General features: G+C 71.3%; 19 protein-coding genes. 6 read left to right on the top strand and 13 right to left on the bottom strand.

The genetic code is table 11. From position 1 onward, the window contains the following. Positions 1–332: 332 nt before the first annotated feature. Together ACGFZS_RS05535 and ACGFZS_RS05530 are read right to left on the bottom strand one after the other, a co-directional pair. A complete protein-coding gene (locus ACGFZS_RS05535) occupies positions 333–1,775 on the bottom strand; it encodes an alkaline phosphatase PhoX (protein ID WP_393793972.1) in 1,443 nt (480 codons plus the stop codon). A gap of 358 nt (positions 1,776–2,133) precedes the next feature. Beyond that, positions 2,134–3,564, bottom strand: coding sequence for a hypothetical protein (locus ACGFZS_RS05530; protein WP_393793971.1), 1,431 nt, complete (start codon positions 3,562–3,564; stop codon positions 2,134–2,136). A 370-nt stretch (positions 3,565–3,934) separates the two neighbouring features. Here ACGFZS_RS05530 and ACGFZS_RS05525 point away from each other — a divergent pair, with 370 nt between their 5' ends. Next, a complete protein-coding gene (locus tag ACGFZS_RS05525) occupies positions 3,935–5,761 on the top strand; it encodes an endonuclease/exonuclease/phosphatase family protein (RefSeq protein ID WP_393793970.1) in 1,827 nt (608 codons plus the stop codon). An 11-nt stretch (positions 5,762–5,772) separates the two neighbouring features. On the opposite strand, the gene ACGFZS_RS05520 is transcribed toward ACGFZS_RS05525, so the two are convergent. From ACGFZS_RS05520 to ACGFZS_RS05500, 5 genes are all read right to left on the bottom strand, one after another. Next, positions 5,773–6,516 (bottom strand): SRPBCC domain-containing protein, encoded by a 744-nt coding sequence (locus tag ACGFZS_RS05520; RefSeq protein WP_393793969.1) that lies wholly within the window; start codon positions 6,514–6,516, stop codon positions 5,773–5,775. Between the two features lie 17 nt (positions 6,517–6,533). After that, positions 6,534–7,142: a helix-turn-helix domain-containing protein gene (locus ACGFZS_RS05515; RefSeq protein WP_390971406.1), complete on the bottom strand. Its 609-nt coding sequence runs from the start codon at positions 7,140–7,142 to the stop codon at positions 6,534–6,536. A 177-nt stretch (positions 7,143–7,319) separates the two neighbouring features. Next, positions 7,320–8,102, bottom strand: a complete 783-nt coding sequence (locus tag ACGFZS_RS05510) for a hypothetical protein (RefSeq protein WP_393793968.1) — start codon at positions 8,100–8,102, stop codon at positions 7,320–7,322. A gap of 77 nt (positions 8,103–8,179) precedes the next feature. Continuing rightward, positions 8,180–8,881, bottom strand: coding sequence for a hypothetical protein (locus tag ACGFZS_RS05505; RefSeq protein ID WP_393793967.1), 702 nt, complete (start codon positions 8,879–8,881; stop codon positions 8,180–8,182). Continuing rightward, on the bottom strand, positions 8,878–9,015 hold the full coding sequence (locus ACGFZS_RS05500) for a hypothetical protein (RefSeq protein ID WP_355715201.1): 138 nt from the start codon (positions 9,013–9,015) through the stop codon (positions 8,878–8,880). The genes ACGFZS_RS05505 and ACGFZS_RS05500 overlap by 4 nt, the downstream gene beginning before the upstream one ends. Positions 9,016–9,187: 172 nt before the next feature. Between ACGFZS_RS05500 and dapA the strand changes: the two genes are divergently transcribed. Beyond that, positions 9,188–10,099: a 4-hydroxy-tetrahydrodipicolinate synthase gene (gene dapA, locus ACGFZS_RS05495; RefSeq protein WP_393793966.1), complete on the top strand. Its 912-nt coding sequence runs from the start codon at positions 9,188–9,190 to the stop codon at positions 10,097–10,099. Here the strand turns inward: dapA and ACGFZS_RS05490 are convergent, their stop codons facing one another. Together ACGFZS_RS05490 and ACGFZS_RS05485 are read right to left on the bottom strand one after the other, a co-directional pair. Further along, on the bottom strand, positions 10,100–11,119 hold the full coding sequence (locus tag ACGFZS_RS05490) for a WD40 repeat domain-containing protein (RefSeq protein ID WP_393793965.1): 1,020 nt from the start codon (positions 11,117–11,119) through the stop codon (positions 10,100–10,102). Positions 11,120–11,326: 207 nt separating this feature from the next. Continuing rightward, the gene (locus ACGFZS_RS05485; RefSeq protein ID WP_393793964.1) at positions 11,327–11,911 is read right to left on the bottom strand and encodes a SigE family RNA polymerase sigma factor; all 585 of its coding nucleotides are present in this window, start codon (positions 11,909–11,911) and stop codon (positions 11,327–11,329) included. Positions 11,912–12,052: 141 nt separating this feature from the next. Here ACGFZS_RS05485 and ACGFZS_RS05480 point away from each other — a divergent pair, with 141 nt between their 5' ends. Further along, positions 12,053–12,562 carry a hypothetical protein gene (locus ACGFZS_RS05480; RefSeq protein ID WP_393793963.1) on the top strand — a complete coding sequence of 170 codons (510 nt, stop codon included), beginning with the start codon at positions 12,053–12,055 and terminating at the stop codon, positions 12,560–12,562. A 70-nt stretch (positions 12,563–12,632) separates the two neighbouring features. Here the strand turns inward: ACGFZS_RS05480 and ACGFZS_RS05475 are convergent, their stop codons facing one another. The 3 genes from ACGFZS_RS05475 to ACGFZS_RS05465 form a co-directional block, all read right to left on the bottom strand. Then, positions 12,633–13,493 (bottom strand): RNA polymerase sigma-70 factor, encoded by an 861-nt coding sequence (locus ACGFZS_RS05475; protein ID WP_393793962.1) that lies wholly within the window; start codon positions 13,491–13,493, stop codon positions 12,633–12,635. Next, entirely contained in the window at positions 13,490–14,068 is a 579-nt protein-coding gene (locus tag ACGFZS_RS05470) for a carboxymuconolactone decarboxylase family protein (protein ID WP_393793961.1), read from the bottom strand. Before ACGFZS_RS05470 ends, ACGFZS_RS05475 begins: the two co-directional genes overlap by 4 nt. Before the next feature lie 92 nt (positions 14,069–14,160). Continuing rightward, entirely contained in the window at positions 14,161–14,670 is a 510-nt protein-coding gene (locus ACGFZS_RS05465; RefSeq protein ID WP_393793960.1) for a hypothetical protein, read from the bottom strand. Between the two features lie 226 nt (positions 14,671–14,896). On the opposite strand from ACGFZS_RS05465, the gene ACGFZS_RS05460 reads away from it, so the two are divergent. Beyond that, positions 14,897–15,124: a hypothetical protein gene (locus ACGFZS_RS05460; RefSeq protein WP_393793959.1), complete on the top strand. Its 228-nt coding sequence runs from the start codon at positions 14,897–14,899 to the stop codon at positions 15,122–15,124. Here ACGFZS_RS05460 and ACGFZS_RS05455 read toward each other — a convergent pair. Beyond that, on the bottom strand, positions 15,071–16,099 hold the full coding sequence (locus ACGFZS_RS05455; protein WP_393793958.1) for a helix-turn-helix transcriptional regulator: 1,029 nt from the start codon (positions 16,097–16,099) through the stop codon (positions 15,071–15,073). The genes ACGFZS_RS05460 and ACGFZS_RS05455 overlap by 54 nt on opposite strands. Positions 16,100–16,191: 92 nt before the next feature. Here ACGFZS_RS05455 and ACGFZS_RS05450 point away from each other — a divergent pair, with 92 nt between their 5' ends. After that, positions 16,192–16,557 (top strand): VOC family protein, encoded by a 366-nt coding sequence (locus tag ACGFZS_RS05450; protein WP_393793957.1) that lies wholly within the window; start codon positions 16,192–16,194, stop codon positions 16,555–16,557. A 667-nt stretch (positions 16,558–17,224) separates the two neighbouring features. Then, positions 17,225–17,734 (top strand): hypothetical protein, encoded by a 510-nt coding sequence (locus ACGFZS_RS05445; protein ID WP_393793956.1) that lies wholly within the window; start codon positions 17,225–17,227, stop codon positions 17,732–17,734. Positions 17,735–17,739 lie beyond the last annotated feature (5 nt).

Here is a 17,739-nt window from a genome sequence, read left to right as displayed (position 1 = left end):
TTTGGCCGATGACGGGATTCGAACCCGCACCCCCAGTCGGGGACCATGCCCTGAAGTAACCGCTGCCTGCGCACCGGACACCCACCATGAGCTGCGCCTCCCGAGTTCACGTGCACACACACCGGGAGGTGCATGAAGTTTTTGGTGTCCAGAGATCGAAGTCGGCGGAACCGACGTAGGTGCTCTAACCCCTGAGCTACACCGGCGCGTTGTACCGGTGGCGGGACTCGAACCCGCGGCCGCCCCATTATCAGTGGAAGTAGGTCCTGCCTTCGCACCTGGACGTTCATCACTTTAGGAGGGCGGCCGCGAGTCGAGCGAACGAATTAAGCTCAGCAGTGCTTCTGGCGCTTCCAGGGCCCGGTGATGGCGAGCATGATGCCCGGGGTCTGGATGTTGGCGTAGAGGGTCCGGCCGTCGGGCGAGAAGGTGACGCCGGTGAACTCGCTGTACTCCGGCTCCTCTTCGGTGCCGGCGTTCAGCTCGTTGCGGGCGATGGGGTAGGTGGTGCCGTCGTCGGTGGCGCCGAAGAGGTGCTGGAGGCCCTCGCCGTCCTCGGCGATGACCAGACCGCCGTACGGCGAGACGGTGATGTTGTCGGGACCGTCGAAGTTGCCTTCCACGGACGGGTCCGGGTTGACGCCGATGCGGACCTTGAGGGTGAGGGTGCGTCGCTTGGGGTCGTAGAACCACACGGAGCCGTCGTGCTGGACGGGGCTCTCCGCGCGGGCGTACGAGGAGACGATGTAGACGCCGCCGTCGCCCCACCACATGCCCTCCAGCTTGCGGGCGCGGGTGACCTGGCCGGCGGTGAACTGCTTGCGGACGGAGGTGGTCTTCGCGTCGCGGTCCGGGACGTCCACCCAGTCGACGCCGTAGACCGTGCCGAGCTTCGTGGCACGGGAGAGGTCGTCGACGAACTGGCCGGCGGAGTCGAAGCACTTGAAGGCCTGGAGGGTGCCCGCGGTGTCGGCGAGGGTGCGGAGCTTGCCGCGGCCGTGGTGGAAGTGCTCGGGCGGGGTCCAGCGGTAGAGCAGGCCGTTCGGGTTGGAGGCGTCCTCGGTGAGGTAGAGGTCGCCGCGCTTCGGGTCGACGACGACCGCTTCGTGGGCGTACCGGCCCAGCGCCTTGATCGGCTTGGGGTCCTGGTTGGCCCGGCGGTCCTCGGGGTCGACCTCGAAGACGTAGCCGTGGTCCTTGGTGAAGCCGTTGGTGCCGGTCTTGTCCTCGGTCTCCTCGCAGGTCAGCCAGGTGTCCCAAGGGGTGTTGCCACCCGCGCAGTTGGTGGCGGTGCCGGCGATGCCGACCCACTCGGCGACCTTGCCGCCGGGGCGGACCTCGACGACCGTGCAGCCGCCGGCCGCCGCCGGGTCGTACACCAGGCCCTCGGTGAGCGGCACCGGGTACGCCCAGTTGGCGCGGGGGCCGGCCAGCTCGTGGTTGTTGACGAGGAGGGTGGCGCCGCGCGGGCCGTCGAAGGTGGAGGTGCCGTCGTGGTTGGAGGGGGTGAACTCGCCCGACTCCAGCTTGGTCTTGCCGCTGTACGTGATGATCTTGTACTTGAAGCCGGCGGGGAGCGCGAGGATGCCGTCGGGATCCTCGACCAGCGGCCCGTAGCCGACACCGCCGTGCGCGTCCGCCGAACCGGCCTCGGCGGACTCGGTGGCGGCGAGGGCGTTCGGGGCGGTGGCGAGGGCACCGACACTGCCCGCCAGCGCGACACCGGCACCGGTGATCGCGGATTTCCTGGCGAAGTCCCTACGGGTGAGCGACATGATGTCTCCTGTGACGGTCGGGAGTGCCGTGGAGGGTGGCGGACCTCAACTCGGCGCACACGCTCGCGCCCACCCCTGAACTCCGGTTGAACACCAGGCGACTTCGACGACGCCACTTCCATGAATCCGTATACACCGGCCCACAGCATCCAAAAGACCCGCCCAAGAACACACCCCGCGGTCCCCCGGTCCCCTCCCGCCGCAACGGCGCCCGGCCCGGACGACGCGACCGGCGCGACCGACGCGACCGGGCGGTGCCCGTCACGCGGCCGCCCGCAGCACGAGCGAAGACCGGCGGCGGTGACCCTCCAGGGCCCCCGCCGCAGTCCGTCTCTCTCGCCCCCCCGTCGGCCGCGCCCTATCCCCCGTGCTGCGACCGCGCCTTGAACGCCGCCTTGCGGGCCTCCTTCGCCACCCGCTTGTCCGGGTGCAGGCGGCCCATCGCCTCCAGAACGTCGGCGGTGTCCGGGTGGTCCACGCGCCAGGCCTCGGCGAAGAAACCGGCGTGCTGCTGGGCCAAGCCCTCGACCAGGGCCTGGAGTTCCTCGGAGTTGCCTTCGGCGGCCAGCTGGGCGGCGACCGTGTCGATGGTCAGCCAGAAGATCATGTCCTGGGAGGGGGCCGGCACATCGGCGGCGCCGCCCTCGGTGAGCCAGACCCGGGCCAGGCCGCCCAGTTCGGGGTCGTCGAGGACCTCGCGGAGCGCCGGCTCGGCCTCGGGGCCGACCAGGGACAGGGCCTGCTGACAGCGGAGGCGGCGCAGTGGCGCGCCGGCGTCCTCGCCCCGGGCGGCGGCGAGCAGCTCCCGCGCCGCGGACAGGGATTCACGGCCCGCCAGCCACTGCTCGGTCTCGGCCTGCGCGGCCCCCTGCGGGAACGCGGCGGTACCGTCGAGCAGCGCGTCCGCGCCCTTGTCGGCGAGGTCCCCGACCGCCGGCGCCTCGAAGCCCGCCTCCAGCAGCCGCGCCCGCAGCCCGTAGGCGCCGAGCGGGGTGAGCCGCACCATGCCGTACCGGGAGACGTCGGCGTCGTCGACCGGCCCCGCCGCGGGCTCCTCCTCGGCGTCGGCCATGAGCGCCTCGTCGACCGGCTGGTACTCGACGAGCCCGACCGGCTCCAGCATCCGGAACTGGTCGTCGAGCCGCATCATCGCGTCGGAGACCTGTTCGAGGACGTCGTTGGTCGGCTCGCCCATGTCGCTGGGCACGATCATCGAGGCGGCGAGCGCGGGCAGCGGCACCGGTGCCTCGCCGGGCCCGCCCTCGCTCACCGTCAGCAGGTACAGGTTGCCGAGGACGCCGTCGAGGAAGTCCGCCTCGGCCTCGGGGTCCCAGTCGAGTGACGAGAAATCGACCTCGCCGCCCTCGCCCAGCGCGTCGACAATTCCGTCCAGGTCGGGCACGCCCGCGTCGGCGATCACGGCCTCCAGCGCGGCCTGCCAGACCGCGAGGACGTCGTGCGGCGAGCCGGCGGTGAGCAGCGCCAGCTCCTCCCCCGCCGCCACGGTCCCGGCGTCCTCGTCGACGATCTCGACGAGCCCGGCGTCCAGGGCGACCCGCCAGGCCTCGGCGGCGTACCCGGCGGCGTCGTCCCCGGTGAGGCCGAGCAGCTCGGCGGCGGCCGGGAGCTGCTCCTCGGCCAGTCCCCCGCCTGCGTCGACGCGGGTGTCCGGCCCCGCCCAGCGGGCGAGCCGGGCGGCCCGGGAGAGCAGCGGTGCGGCCAGCGCGGCACGCGCCAGCTCCGCTTCGGAACGCAACCGCACCGGGGGCAGGGGCGAGCTGTCTGACATCGGCGGGTTCTCCTCGGACGCCTCAAGGGTCGTACGGCGACATGGACACCGTACCGACGGCCGTACGACCACCTGGACGCCGTACGGCTCAGCCGCTCAGCCTAGACGGATTTCCACCCATGCCGCCCGGTTCATCTCCCCGCCGGACCGCGCACATGGCTGAAACCTTGACAACTCCCTTGGCCAGGCAGGAGATTGACGCGCGTAGAAAACGGGGAGACAAGTGTTCACTCGTTGTCTACGCGCGTCACATCCGCGTCGCATGTCATACACGCACGTGACATGCGGCGTCGCATCACGTCGCATGTGTCATGCACGCCCCATGTTCACCCTCGTCCCGGCACGTCCGTATGTCCCCGGAGGGATTCCCTTGCCGAGCAGGTCTTCCGCGCGTCTCGCCGCGCTCACCGTCGCCGCCGTCTGCAGCGCGGCGTCCACCGTCGCCCTCACCTCGCCGGCGCAGGCCGACGGGCTGCGCATCCACGACGTCCAGGGCACCACGCGCACCTCCCCGTACGCCGGCCAGAAGGTGACGGACGTCCCCGGCATCGTCACGGCCACGCGCACCTACGGCTCCTCCAGAGGATTCTGGCTGCAGGACCCGACGCCGGACGACAACCCGGCCACCAGCGAGGGCGTCTTCGTCTTCACCAGCTCCACCCCGAAGGTCGCCGTCGGCGACTCCGTCACGGTGACCGGCACGGTCTCCGAGTACGTCCCGGGCGGCGCCTCCACCGGCAACCAGTCGCTGACCGAGATCACCAAGCCGACCGTGACCACCGTCTCCACCGGCAACGCGGTCCCGGCGCCGGTCGTGATCGACGCGAAGTCGGTGCCGGCCGCGTACACCCCCGCGGGTGACACGGCGGCGAGCGGTTCGGTCAACGCCCTGGCCCTGGAGCCGAAGAAGTACGCCCTGGACTACTACGAGTCCCTGGAGGGCATGAACGTCCAGGTCTCCGACACGCGCGTGGTCACCGCCACCGACCCGTACAGCGAGCTGTGGGTCACGGTGAAGCCGCACGAGAACCGCACCCGCCGCGGCGGCTCGCTGTACGCCTCCTACGACGACCAGAACACCGGCCGGCTGCAGATCCAGTCCCTGGGCGCGACCGCCGACTTCCCGGTGGCCAACGTCGGCGACACGCTGACCGGCGCCACGACCGGCCCGATGGACTACAACCAGTACGGCGGCTACACGCTCGTCGCGAGCAGCCTCGGCACGCTCAAGAGCGGCGGCCTGCAGCGCGAGACCACACAGAAGCAGTCGCGCGGCGAGCTGGCGGTGGCGACCTACAACGTCGAGAACCTCGACCCGTCCGACGCCACGTTCGACGCGCACGCGGCCGCGATCGTGAACAACCTGCAGTCGCCCGACATCGTGTCCCTGGAGGAGATCCAGGACAACAACGGCGCGACGGACGACGGCACGGTCGCCGCCGACGTGACGGTGAACAAGCTGATCGACGCGATCGTCGCGGCCGGCGGCCCGAAGTACGACTGGCGCTCCATCGACCCGGTCAACGACCAGGACGGCGGCGAGCCCGGCGGCAACATCCGCCAGGTCTTCCTCTTCAACCCGGAGCGGGTCTCCTTCGTCGACCGCGCGGGCGGCGACTCCACCACCGCGGTGGGCGTCACCAAGGTGCACGGCAAGGCCCAGCTGACGGCCTCCCCGGGCCGTGTCGACCCGTCGAACTCCGCCTGGACGAGCAGCCGCAAGCCGCTGGCCGGCGAGTTCGTCTTCCGCGGCAAGACGGTCTTCGTGATCGCCAACCACCTGAACTCCAAGGGCGGCGACCAGGGGCTGACCTCGCAGTACCAGCCCCCGACGCGCAGCTCGGAGGTCCAGCGGCACGCGCAGGCGGCGCTGGTCGACGCGTTCGCCAAGAGCATCCTCGACGTCCAGAAGAACGCGAACGTCATCGCGCTCGGCGACATGAACGACTTCGACTTCTCCGACACCACCAAGATCCTGCAGGGTGACGGCGAGCTGTGGTCGGCGATCCAGTCGCTGCCGAGGAGCGAGCGCTACACCTACGACTACCAGGGCAACCAGCAGGTCCTGGACCAGATCCTGATCAGCCCGGCGATCCGGCGCGGCTGCGACTTCGAGTACGACAGCGTGCACATCAACTCGGAGTTCCACGACCAGATCAGCGACCACGACCCGCAGGTGCTGCGCTTCCGCCCGTGACAAAACCCGGCTCAGGACTGGCTGTACACACCGTTCAGCCAGTCCTGCCAGGCGGTCTCGTTCGCCCCGGCGTCGGCGTCCGGCGCGAAGTCGTGGACGCTGATGCCGACCGGGGCGCCCCAGTGGTTGCGGCCGAAGAACCGCACGAGGGCGTCGTCGGTGCGCAGTCCGATGAAGTAGGGGTTGCGGTAGTCGAGCACCGCGTCCACGGTCCGGCCGCCGGGTCCCCGGACGCTCACCTTGGCGCCCTCGGCCAGGTCGTCCGGCAGCCCGAGCGCGCGGCCCACGGCGGTGAAGGCGTCCGGCGCCTGGGACGCCTCGGGCCCGTTGAGCTGCGCAAAGGTCACCTGGCGGGGCGCGAAGTGGGTGAGGTACTCGCGCAGGGTGTGCAGATAGAAGTCGTTGTGCTTGCTCGCGCCGTCGTACTGGTTGTCCCACTCGTCGGTGAAGATCCCGCTGTGCACGAAGCGCACCCAGGCGCGCCGGCCGCCGTCGCGGGGCTCGATGACGTGCTCCAGCTGGTTGGCGCTCTGGGTCGGGAAACCGACGTTCTCGCTGCGGACGACCAGGTGGTGCGGCGGGTCGTACGCGGTGACGGTGGAGCCGAAGGCCGCCGCACCGCCGACCCGGGGCTCGGGCGGCTCCATCGGCCACAGATAGGCGCCGGTGGCGTTGGTGATCGCCTCCCACACCTCCTCCGGCGTGGCGTCGACCTCGAACTCGCGGGCGATCTCGAATTCCTTGTCCTCGGACATGTCGGGGCTCCTGCTGCCTACTGATCCAGTTCGGGTACGGGCTGGTCCTTGACCGTGGGGTGAAGCGCGACGACGATCCGGTGGTCCCGGCCGCCCTCCGCGTCGGGTGCGTCGTACTTGCGGATGAGCGCGCTCACACCCGCCGTCAGCTCCTGCGCGAACGCCGCGCGGTCGGCGGCGGAGGCGAAGCGCACCTCGCCGTCCAGCGCGTACGTCGCCAGCCGCTTACGGGCCTTGGTGGCGCCGGTGATCAACGTGCCCACGTCACGCACCAGACGGGCGCCGAGCGCGAGCAGCCACCGCGCGGAGAGCTGGTCACGGAAGCGGTCCGGGTCCGGCTGCACGGCGGGCAGCGCGGCCGGGGAGATGACGTACGACGCCGCGGTCGCGCGCATCAGCCGCTCGGTGACGTTGCCCTTGCGCCGCTCACCCGCCAGCTCGACCAGGCCGTGCCGCTCCAGCGCTTTCAGGTGGTAGTTCACCTTCTGCCTGGGCAGCCCGACCTTGCCGGCCAGCATCGCGGCCGACGCGGGTGCGGCGGCCAGTTCGGCGAGCAGCCTGGACCGTATGGGGTCCAGCGTCACGGCCGCCGCCTCGGGGTCCTCGATCACGGTCACGTCCAGCATGGCTTCACCCTCTCACCGAAAACTTTTCTTGTCCAGACGGATCGAGTTTTCGGTGAGAGGGTGTGGCGTGCCGCGGTCGGTGTTCGCGAGGGGGGTCTCGGTGCTCGGTGCTCGGTGCTCGGTGCTCGGCGCTCGGCGCTCGGCGCTCGGCGCTCGGCGAGGACCCGTACCCGGATCTCAGCCGCGCCGGCGCCGGCTGAGCACACCCGCGACCACGGCAGCGACACCGGCGGCAAGGGCCGCGCCCCCTGCCAGCACCCGGCGCGGGTGCCGCCGAGCGGCCCGCACGATCGCGTGCGTGGACCGCGAGGCGCGCTCCCCGGCGGCGTGTCCGGCCCCGGCGGCCTTCTCGGACGCCAGATGCCCGGCCCTCCCGGACCGTTCCCGCACCACGCGCCCGGCCCGCATCGCCCGTTCCCGCACGACGTGCCCGGCCCGCATCGCCCGTTCCCGCACGACGTGCCCGGCCCGCATCGCCCGTTCCCGCACGACGTTCCCACCCCTCCCGGACCGTTCCCGCACCACGTGCCCGGCCCGCAACGCCTGTTCCCGCACGGCGTGCCCACCCCTTCCGGACCGTTCCCGCACCACGTGCCGGACCCACACCACCCGCTCCCGTACGACGTGCCGGACCCACACCACCCGCTCCCGCACGACGTGCCCGGTCCTCGACGCTCGTTCCCGCAGGGCGTGCCCGGTCCTCGACGCTCGTTCCCGCAGGGCGTGCCGCGCGTTCAGCAGTCGCTCCTGGGCGGTGTGACCGCCCTTCGCCGCCCGGTCCTGGGTCTGGTGACCCGCCCTGGTCGCGCCCTCGCGCAGATGTACGGTCAGCACGCCGGCCTTGTCCTTCAGCCCGGCGGCACGGGCCCGGGCGCGGCCCTTGAGACCGGCCTTCGCCGTCAACGCGCCCGCGGCGTCGCCCAGTCGGGCCCCCGTCGCGTGTGCGGTCCTCTTCGTCATCGCTGCCGCCCTCCCGGGTGTCGTCGGCGTCCGCTCTGTTCCGTCTCCAGACATGCGGCTACCCAGGTCGACGGCGCTCAGCCCTGCTCCCCGCGCTCCTCGCGCTCGCCGAGCCGGGCCAGCCGGCTCTGGAACCAGTCCAGACGGGCCTGCAACAGGGCCGCCTCCGCCACGAGTTCGGGCACCCCGAACCCCTCGCCCGGCACCGCCCCACCGGGTGGCGCACCCCCGGTGGGCGCCCCCGCGCCCCCGGCGATCACCCGCAGCCGCTCCCCCGCCAGCCGCGCGAACCCGGCGAGCGAGACGGCCGTACGCGTGGGCGCGCAGCCCCCGCAGACCGCCGTCAGGGCGCGCCAACCGGGCCTGCCCCAGCCCGCGTCGGCGAGCGCGACGGCCGGCGCCCCGCAGGCGCAGGGGCCCACCGTGGCCGTACGCACCCGCTGCCGGGCGTAGCGGAAGCCGCGCTCGAAACGGATGTAGGCGCCGAGGACGGAGACTTCGAGCAGCACGGCCGCCCGGTGCTCGGCGGTGCACAACAGGGCCTCGGCGGTCTCGCGTTCGTGCACGCAGTGGAAACCGCAGTCGCACAGCCGCGCGGGCGGGCGGTGCCGGCGGCCGTAGACGCAGGACGCGTCGTCCAGCACTCCGTAGGGCAGCGCGCCGCCCAGCGACACACCGGTGAACCCGGCCCGGGTGCCGTCCCCGGACAGCATCGGGTGGGCGATCTTGTAGCCGGTCGGCGGCTCCGCCGGGCGTTCCGCCGGGAGCCGCAGCCTCACCGGGCGGCCGGGACCTCTTCGGGCACGGACTCGGCCTGGGGCTCTTGGATCTCTTCGGGAAGTCCGGGTTCTTCGCCGTGCACGAGCGGCCGCTCCTCGGCGACCCCCTTGGCCAGTGCCCTGCCGAGCCTCATGACGCCTCCCATGACCTGCCCTCGGTGACCGTCCGGCCCATAGTGACCCATGAGAGGCCGAGTTGGACACAGGGCCTCGACCCGCCGGGTCACCAACATCTTAGCTTTACTAAGACATACCCCATAGAAGAATTAAGTGGAGCTAAGCCGTCGCGCTGCCGAGACTACCCCCATGACGAACCCACGCGACACCGCCCGCCCGTCCCGTCCCTTCGGCCGGACCCTCTGCGCGATGGTCACGCCCTTCACCGGCACGGGGGCGCTCGACCTCGACGGCGCGCGGCGGCTGGCCGCGCACCTGGTGGCGGAGGGCTGCGACGGCCTGGTGCTGAACGGCACGACCGGGGAGTCGCCGACCACCACGGACACGGAGAAGGCGGAGCTGATCACGGCCGTCCGGGAGGCGGTGGGCGACCGCGCGGCACTCGTCGCGGGCGTGGGCACGGCGGACACCCGGCACACGGTCGAGCTGGCGCTGGCGGCGGAGAAGGCGGGCGCGGACGGCGTGCTGGTGGTGTCGCCCTACTACAGCAGGCCGCCGCAGGACGCGCTGGAGGCGCACTTCCTGGAGGTGGCGGACGCGAGCGGGCTGCCGGTGATGCTGTACGACATCCCCGGCCGCACCGGCACCCGCATCGAGCCGGAGACGCTGGTCCGGCTCGCCGCGCACCCCCGGATCGTCGCCGTGAAGGACTGCTCCTACGACTTCCTCGGCACCCAGAAGGTGCTGGCCCGCACGGAGCTGGCGTACTACGCGGGCTGCGACGAGCACATCCTCGCCCTGTACGCGGTGGGCGCGGCGGGCTGTGTCAGCACGGTGGCGAACGTCGTACCCGCCGAGATCACCGCGATCCTGGACGCGTTCGACGCGGGCGACACCGCCCGCGCGGCGGAACTCCAGCTGCGGGCGACCCCGTTGATCGAGGCGGTGATGGCCGCCGGCCTGCCCGGCACGGTCACGTCGAAGGCGCTGCTCACCGCGCTCGGTCTGCCGTCCGGACCGGTACGGGCCCCGCTGCGGCCCGCCGGCCGGGAGGCGGCCGACGGACTGCGGGCGGTGTACGAGGAGTTCATGGCCGGTTGATCAGCGGCGGACGAAGACGGGCACCCACGCCTTCAGCTCGTCGTACATCTGCCGCTGGACCCCGCTCAGCGGCACGATCCTGTCGCTGCCGATCGTCACCAGCACCAGCCGGGCCCGGTACGGCTCGTCCAGGCCGGTCACCCGCTCCCAGGCGACGAGCCGCCGGTCGTCGACCCAGGCGAGCAGATGGCCGCCGCGGACCTTGGTGATCTCCTTGCCGGTGCGGGGATCGCGGATCGAGGAGTACGACTTCCCGGGGGCGACCTCCTTCGTCAGACCGAGCGCGGCGAGCCGGCCGTTCGGGGACAGCCGTGCGTCGACGTCCGCGCGCAGGTACCGCTCGTTCGCCGGCGCGGCGGTCCTGTCGCCGTCGAGGCCGTAGAACTGCTGGGTGCCGTCATGGTCGCCCAGGACCTGCGTGTACACCTGACGGCCGGTACGGCTGTAGGAGAAGTCCGCGCGGGCGAGGGTGTCGCGGTCGTTCGCCACCGCCGTCCAGGTGCCCTTGCCGGAGGCCACGGAGAAGTCGTAGAAGCCGGTCCGGGTCGACGCCTCGAACGCGGGTCCCCAGTCCCAGCCGCCCTCGACGTTCTGGGCCTTGGACCGCACATCGGGGTTGCCGGTGTACGTCGTGGCCAGCAGCCGGGTCCCGTCGTAGGAGAACGCGAGCCCGGCGACCGCGTGCTCGACCGGGATCCACCGCTCGACCTTCCTGGTGTCGAGGTCGAGCAGGCCGATCCGGTGGACGGGCTGGTTCTGCTCCAGCACGGCCGCCGTCCGCAGGCCCGGCGCGACGGCGACGAAGGACCACCGGGAGTCCTTCACATACGTTCCGGTCCCGGCGTCGAGCAGCCGGTAGGTGCGTACGCCGATGCCCTTTCCTCCCGGCTGCGGCACGGTGCGCCAGGTGTAGTAGGCGGCGAGCGCCGTCTGCCCGGCCGCGATCAGTGAGCGCGGCGGCGACTGGTCCGGCTGTCCTGGTGATCCCGTCCTGCTGCAGGACCCCGGACGGGCGCACATCGCTCTTCCCGGAGTCCAGCAGCGGCACCGCCACCGCGACGGCGACGGCGACGGCGACCACGGCGGCCGTCGCGGCGGCCATGGCGGCGAGCCTGCGGGTGCGGCGGCGCCGGCGCACGGCCAGCACCCGGTCGGCGAAGCCCGGTCCCGCCGGGCTCTGTTCCGCGGCCAGCTCCCGCAGGGAGTCGCACACGAGTTCCTCGACGTTCACGGCCGCACCTCCACGGGCGAGTAGTCATGGGACGGCGGCTGGGCGCGGCCGGGGTCCGGATCGAGGGCGGCCAGTTCGGGCGCGAGGGTGCGCAGCCGGGCCAGCGAGCGGTGGGTGGTGGAGCGCACGGTGCCGACGGAGCAGCCGAGCAGCCGGGCCACGTCGGCCTCCGGCAGGTCCTCGAAGGTGGGGGTCCCCCCGCTCGAGCGAAGCCGAGAGTGGGGGAGCAGGACCAGCACGGTGCGCTGGCGGGCGGTGAGCCGGGACAGCGCGGCGCGCAGCACGAGCCGCGCCTCGGCGGCGGACGCGGGCGGGCTCTCCGGGGGTTCGGCGACGGTGAGTTCGCGCCGTCGCCACTTCAGCCGCCAGCGGCTGATCTGCTGCCGGTAGAGGACCTGCCGTACATAGGCCTCGGGTTCGTCGATGCGCTGCCAGCGGCCGGCCGCCTTGATCAGGGCGTTCTGCAGCAGGTCCTCGGCCGCGTGCCGGTCGCCGCCGGTCAGCAGCACGGCCGTCCTCAGCAGCGCCGAGGACCGGCTGTCCACGAACTCCACGAAGCTCTCCTGCAGTTCCGCATCCATCGTCACCTTCTCTTCCCCCGGGCCCACCTCGTGTCCGGGCCCTGTATTCCCTGGTGACGCGCGCGAAGCGGCCCCACTATGCCTGTCCGGCGCGGAAAGAATCACCGGAGCCGGCCGGCCGCCCTGCCGTACGTTGGCCCCGTGAGCCGCCCCCTGCTGTTCCTGGACGTCGACGGCCCCCTCAACCCGTACGCGGCCCAGCCCGAACGACGGCCCCCGGGCTATACGACGATCCGCGCGACCGTGCGCCCCGGCCGCCCCCTGCGCGTCTGGCTGAACCCCCACCACGGCCCGGCCCTGCTCGCCCTCGGCTACGAACTCTGCTGGGCGACCACCTGGATGGCCGAGGCCAACCGCTGGATCGCCCCGGTCCTCGGCCTCCCCGACCTACCGTACGTCGACTTCGGCCACACCCTGCTGACCCAGCGACCGGACGGAGTCCACTGGAAGACCGAGGCGATCGTGGCCCACGCCGACGGCCGCCCTTTCGCCTGGATCGACGACGAGCAGACCCCACCGGACACCCTGTACGTCCACACCCACCATCCCGCCCCGGCCCTGCTGCACCACGTCGACCCCCGACTCGGCCTACGGGACACCGACTTCACCGCACTGACAGAATTCCGGACATCCCTGCCACCCGACGCCTGACCACCCGCATCACCCGTACTGCCCTGGTGGTGACGGCTTGGCGGTGCGGGTGGTGCGGGTGCGGGTGGAACTACCGGGTGAGATCGGTCGGTTCATCGAGTCGGGTCAGCTTCTGTGGGTTGGAGGTCGCGTAGATGCGGGTGATGCGCCCGTTCTCGATCAGGAAGCTGACCGTGGCGCCGCCGCTGTCGGCTGCGATGCGGATCGCGGGGGCGCCGTTGAGGCATACCGTGGTGGTTCTGCAGGCGGTCCGGTCGGCGGCGGCGAGCATCGTTGCCACGAGTGCGGCGCCGTGGACGGGGGCCGGGGCGGCGGCCGTGATCCCGCCTCCGTCGGCGACGAGGACGACGTCCGGCGCCATGATCTCCATGAGGTCCTGGATGCGCCCGGTGTGCAGCGCGGCGACGAAGCGGTCCACCACGGCCTTGTGCTCCGAGCGGCTCACCCTGACGCGTGGCTGTCTGGCGGCGACGTGATCACGGGCCCGCCGGGCGACCTGCCGGACCGCGGCGGAGGTCTTGCCCACGGCCCCGGCGACCTCGTCGTAGGGCATGTCGAAGACCTCGCGGAGCACGAACACCGCGCGTTCCACGGGTCCGAGCGTCTCCAGGACGGTCAGCATGGCGATGGATACGCTTTCCGCGAGTTCGACGTCGTCGGCCACGTCGGGGTGGGTCAGCAGCGGCTCGGGCAGCCACTCGCCCACGTAGTCCTCACGGCGGCGGGTGAGGGTGCGCATGCGGTTGAGGGCCTGCCGGGTGACGGCCCGGACGAGGTACGCCCGCGGGTCGTGCACCTGTGACCGGTCGACGCCCGCCCACCGCAGCCAGGTCTCCTGCAGTACGTCCTCCGCGTCGGCGGCGGAGCCGAGCATCTCGTAGGCGACGGTGAACAGCAGGCCCCGGTGGACGACGAACGGGTCCTCCGTCATGCCGTGGACCCCGCACGGGACGCCGCCGGGCGCTTCGCGAGCGGGATCTCGCAGGCGTCGGAGAAGCCCTGTGAGGCGACCCCGTTCGCCACGTTGGCCCTGGTCGCCAGGTTGACGTAGGCGATGAACGCGGTGAGTTCCACCATCGCCCCCGTCCCGAGCCGCTGCAGCAGGGCGGCGTACTGCTCGTCGGTGACGGTCGGCGGCGTGTCCGTCATCGCCTCGGCGTACGCCATGACGTCACGCTCCAGCGCTGTGAACACCTCCGCCTCCCGCCAGCGCGGCACCTGGCTCGCCTTGGCCAGGTCCAGGTTCTCGTTCCGCGCCTGGAAGTAGCCGACGTCCAGGCACCAGCTGCAGCCGACCTGCGCCGCGACGGCCATGTGCGCGAACGACTTCAGGCCGGCGTCGGCCCCCTCCCACACCCCCACCTTGGCGCCGAACTCCAGGTTGTCCTGGGCCACCCGGGGGCTGTGCCACAGCACCTCCACGTTCTCGGGCACAGCACCCAGCTGCTTGATCATGTTCTCCCGGAGCTCGGCGGGAAGCTCGGCCTTCGGCAAGCGCAATGTCATGATGACCCTCCTTGTACGCGTCCCCGTGGGGCTGTTCGGCATGAAGACACCGCCCGGCCCCCGCGCGTGACACCCGCGCCTGCCTCGGCCCGTCAGACGTAGGTCCAGCGCCAGGCGTTCGAGCTGTACGCGCACTCGATCTTCACGCCGCCCGCGGTGGTGGTGACGGCTCCGTGATCGCTGTTCCGGCAGAACTGCCCCGCCGCGTAGCAGTTCCCCGCGTTGGAGACGATGGTGCAGGTGCCGGCGCTGTCCTGACCGCTGCTGCCGCTGCCACTACCGCTGTCGGCGGCCTTGGCGGCGGCGGTCTTGGTGACCGTGACCGTGGGGGCGGGCTTCGCCTTGGCCTTGACGGTCTCGGTGACGGTCGGGCCGGGCTCGGGCGTGGCGGTGGCGGTGGCGGTGACGGTCGCGGTGATGGTGGTCGAGGGTTTGACCTTGGTCTCGACGGGCTGCTGCCCGTCGTTCCCGGCGGAGCCGATGAGCGCGCCCGTGACGAACAGGGCCGTGCCGCCGACCCATACGAGGACCCGTCTGTGGAGCGGGCGCGTGGCGGGCGGGCCCGGTGTCGGCGGTATGGGCGTGGTGTACGGGTTGGTCATCTCGTCCCCCCAGGGTGTTTCGGGTGGAGTGACCGTAGTGCCCGTCAGAACCCTGTGTGCGGAGCGTGTCGGATGGGTGGCCATACTGTGACCCGCGCCGCCCGAGACGACCCTTCGAGTGGTCCCGGCGGAGAACCCTGCCGAGGTGTCGACGGACGGGCCGCGGGCGATCCTTGACCGCGGACAACCGTGAGAGGAGGATCCTTTCCTCGATGAAGGAGTGCGGATGCTGCGGTTCACGGACTGGTCCGTGGTCGCGATTCGCGCCTCGTTCCCGCTCCTCCTGGGCCTGGGAATGATCATCGCCAGGGTGCCTCGCCTGCTGGACGCGCCCCACTCAGTCGTCATGATCACGGACACCCTCAACGGCGCACTGGCGGTCACCGTGCTGGTCCTGGTGCTACGAGCGGCGCATCGCGTCATTCGGGCGCGGAGCCCTCGCATCATCGACTGATGTTGCGGGTCGGGAGGTTGGTGTCGGCGCGTAGTGGCGGGCGAGGTCGGTGGCGAGGTCACGGAGGTGAGCCCTGGCTTCGGCGGGGCCGTGCACGGTGATGGCGCTCCCGAACGGCAGTAGTGCTCGCACGTCCTCCAGCTGCGGGAAGCGGATGGTCACCCGGTGGCCGGCGGCGGATGCGTCATGGTCCTCCTGGACGAGTCGTCGGCCGAGGATCCGTCGCGCTCGCTCGATCTGGGTCCGGTCGATGGTGGCGCTGACCTCTGTCGCGTGGTCGTGTTCCCACTGATCGACGAGCGCCGCGGCGACGGTGGCCAGGGTCTGGTTCTCGCGGATCCGCCGTGGCCGGCCGGCTTCCTTCCACGCCGTGATCCGTTCGAGCCGGTACATCCGTGGCACTCGGGCACAGTCGGCGACGAGGTACCAGGTGCCGGCCTTGGCGAACAGCCCGTAGGGATCCACGAGCAGGTCGCGTGGGCCTGGCTCGCGTGGGCTGTCGTACTCGATCCGTAGCCGGCGGCCGCGCCGCAGCGGGCCGATCAGCGAAGCCGGAGTCGTGCCGGACGTAGGGGCCTGGAGCCAGGGACGGCTGTCCACGTGCACGACGTCGGTGAGCGGCAGGAGCTCGTGAACCCGGCGTGGCTGTGCGGCGGCGATCTTGGAGAGCGCGCGCCGGCTCTCGGCCGACGCGTCGAGCTCCGCGCGTTGCCTCTCGTCCAGTCCGGTGAGCGAGAGGTGATCACGCTCGCCGGGCGTGAGCCGGGTGAGGTCGGGCCCGGACCCGGGCAGCAGGGTCACGCCGCCGAGGCGGCCCCGTTGCGCGGTCACCGGCAGACCGGCGTCGCGGAGCCAGTTCAGGTCCCGGTTGACGGTGCGAAGGGACACCCCGAGCGCCGAGGCGAGTTCCTGTGTGGTCACGGCATCCCTTGATGCGAGGAGCAGCATCAGGGAGAAGAAGCGGTCTGGGGTCACACACCGATTTTTTCAGGAATGGCGACAGGATCCGGCGCATATCCCGGTCAGGCTGGCGGACGCACACCTACCACCTGCGAGAAGGAACAACCATGACCGCATCCGTCGTGTCCATCGTCTATGTGAACGACGCTCCCGCCGCGGCGCGTTTCTACGGCGGCCTCCTCAGCATGAGGCCGTCGTTCGAGACTCCGGGATACATCACCTTCGCCCTCGGGCCAGGCGCTGATCTCGGTCTGTGGTCCGGCCAGTTCGAGGATCTGTCGGCGGACGTCCCGCGCACCAGCGAGGTGTGTCTGGCCGTCGACGGTGGGCCCGACGAGGTCGACGCGATCTTCGAGCAGTGGCAGTCCAGGGGCGTCACGATCCTGCGCGAGCCCCACGACGCGGGATTCGGGCCGACCTTCCTCGCGGCCGATCCCGACGGAAACCGTCTCCGCGTCGCACCGCGGGGCTGAAAGGCCACGACGCGGCAGGCACACACGACAGGTGCCGCGCCTGCCGCCGTCCGACCGCGCCGGCGGCGGCCGGCGCGGCGGCACCTTGAGGATTGATGCCCTGCGGCCTGGCCGTATGCATGATGCCACGGCCTGGAGCACTGCCCGGCAGAGTCCAGCAGCGGGAACGTGACCGGCATTGCCTGACTGGGGAGAAGTGCCCTGACCCGAGGTGGAGCGGCTGCTCACGTCGCTTCGGGACCAAGAGGTCCAGCATTGAGGACAAACAGGCCCCTGTGACGCGACACTGTTGTGCCATCGTCATGCGTCAAGGAGGCTGCCGTGAGCACCGACGGTTGACCGAGCGGCCGAGCGGCGCGCGCAGCGTCGAGCAGCACAGCGGGATGCCTACGCCGCTTTCACGGCGTAGGCACTGACAGCCCTGCGACACATTCATACGGCGAGTGCGATGAGCATGCGAGTCTCCGAACGGCGCAACAGGAACCGAGGAGATCGCAACGTGCGGCTTCGAAGTAAACCGCGCCATGTACGCGACGTCAGTCATTTCCGCAGAGGAAAGATCCGAGATCGGCGAGGTCGGCACTTCGGCCGGCAATGCCGTTTCGACGTTCATCCAAGCTCATGGCCGATCGCTGTCGGTAGCCTGGGCCCTGTGCGGGTACATCACGTGTCGACGGACGTTTTTCAGCTGAAGTGGGAACTTTCTGGGCAGGGTTGGGCGAAGTGCCACCTGACCGATGACGCCAAGCAGGCCTCGCTGCTGGTCAGCTACTGCACCGACGCGCTGGCGGATCTCGTGGCAGCCACAAGCGCGTTGTACGAGCAAGGGAGCACAGCGCGGTTCTTCTTCGACGCCGAGCCACAGGAGCTCCGCTGGGTGCTCCGCCCGGTCGACGACGCGATCGGCGTGACCATCTACAAGTTCCCCGATGTTGCGGTGAGCCCCGACCTACCGGACACCGACGGCACGGTGATTTGGCAGTCGGCGCACCCACGCCATGTGTTCTCCCACGCCGTTCTGGACGCAGCCCAGACCGTACTCACGGAGCACGGTGAGGCCGGCTATCGCGCACAGTGGAAGCTCCATCCCTTCCCCGTCAGCCTGGTCCGAGACCTCCACGGACTGCACCTCCGGGACGACGACTGCGACCTGCCCCACGAGCGAACCCGGCCCTAGGCGAC

It is taken from the genome of Streptomyces sp. NPDC048288 (assembly GCF_043201555.1).
Lineage (GTDB): Bacteria > Actinomycetota > Actinomycetes > Streptomycetales > Streptomycetaceae > Streptomyces.
Note: the sequence above shows the minus strand (reverse complement) of the source record. Positions and strands in the feature narration are given on the sequence as shown.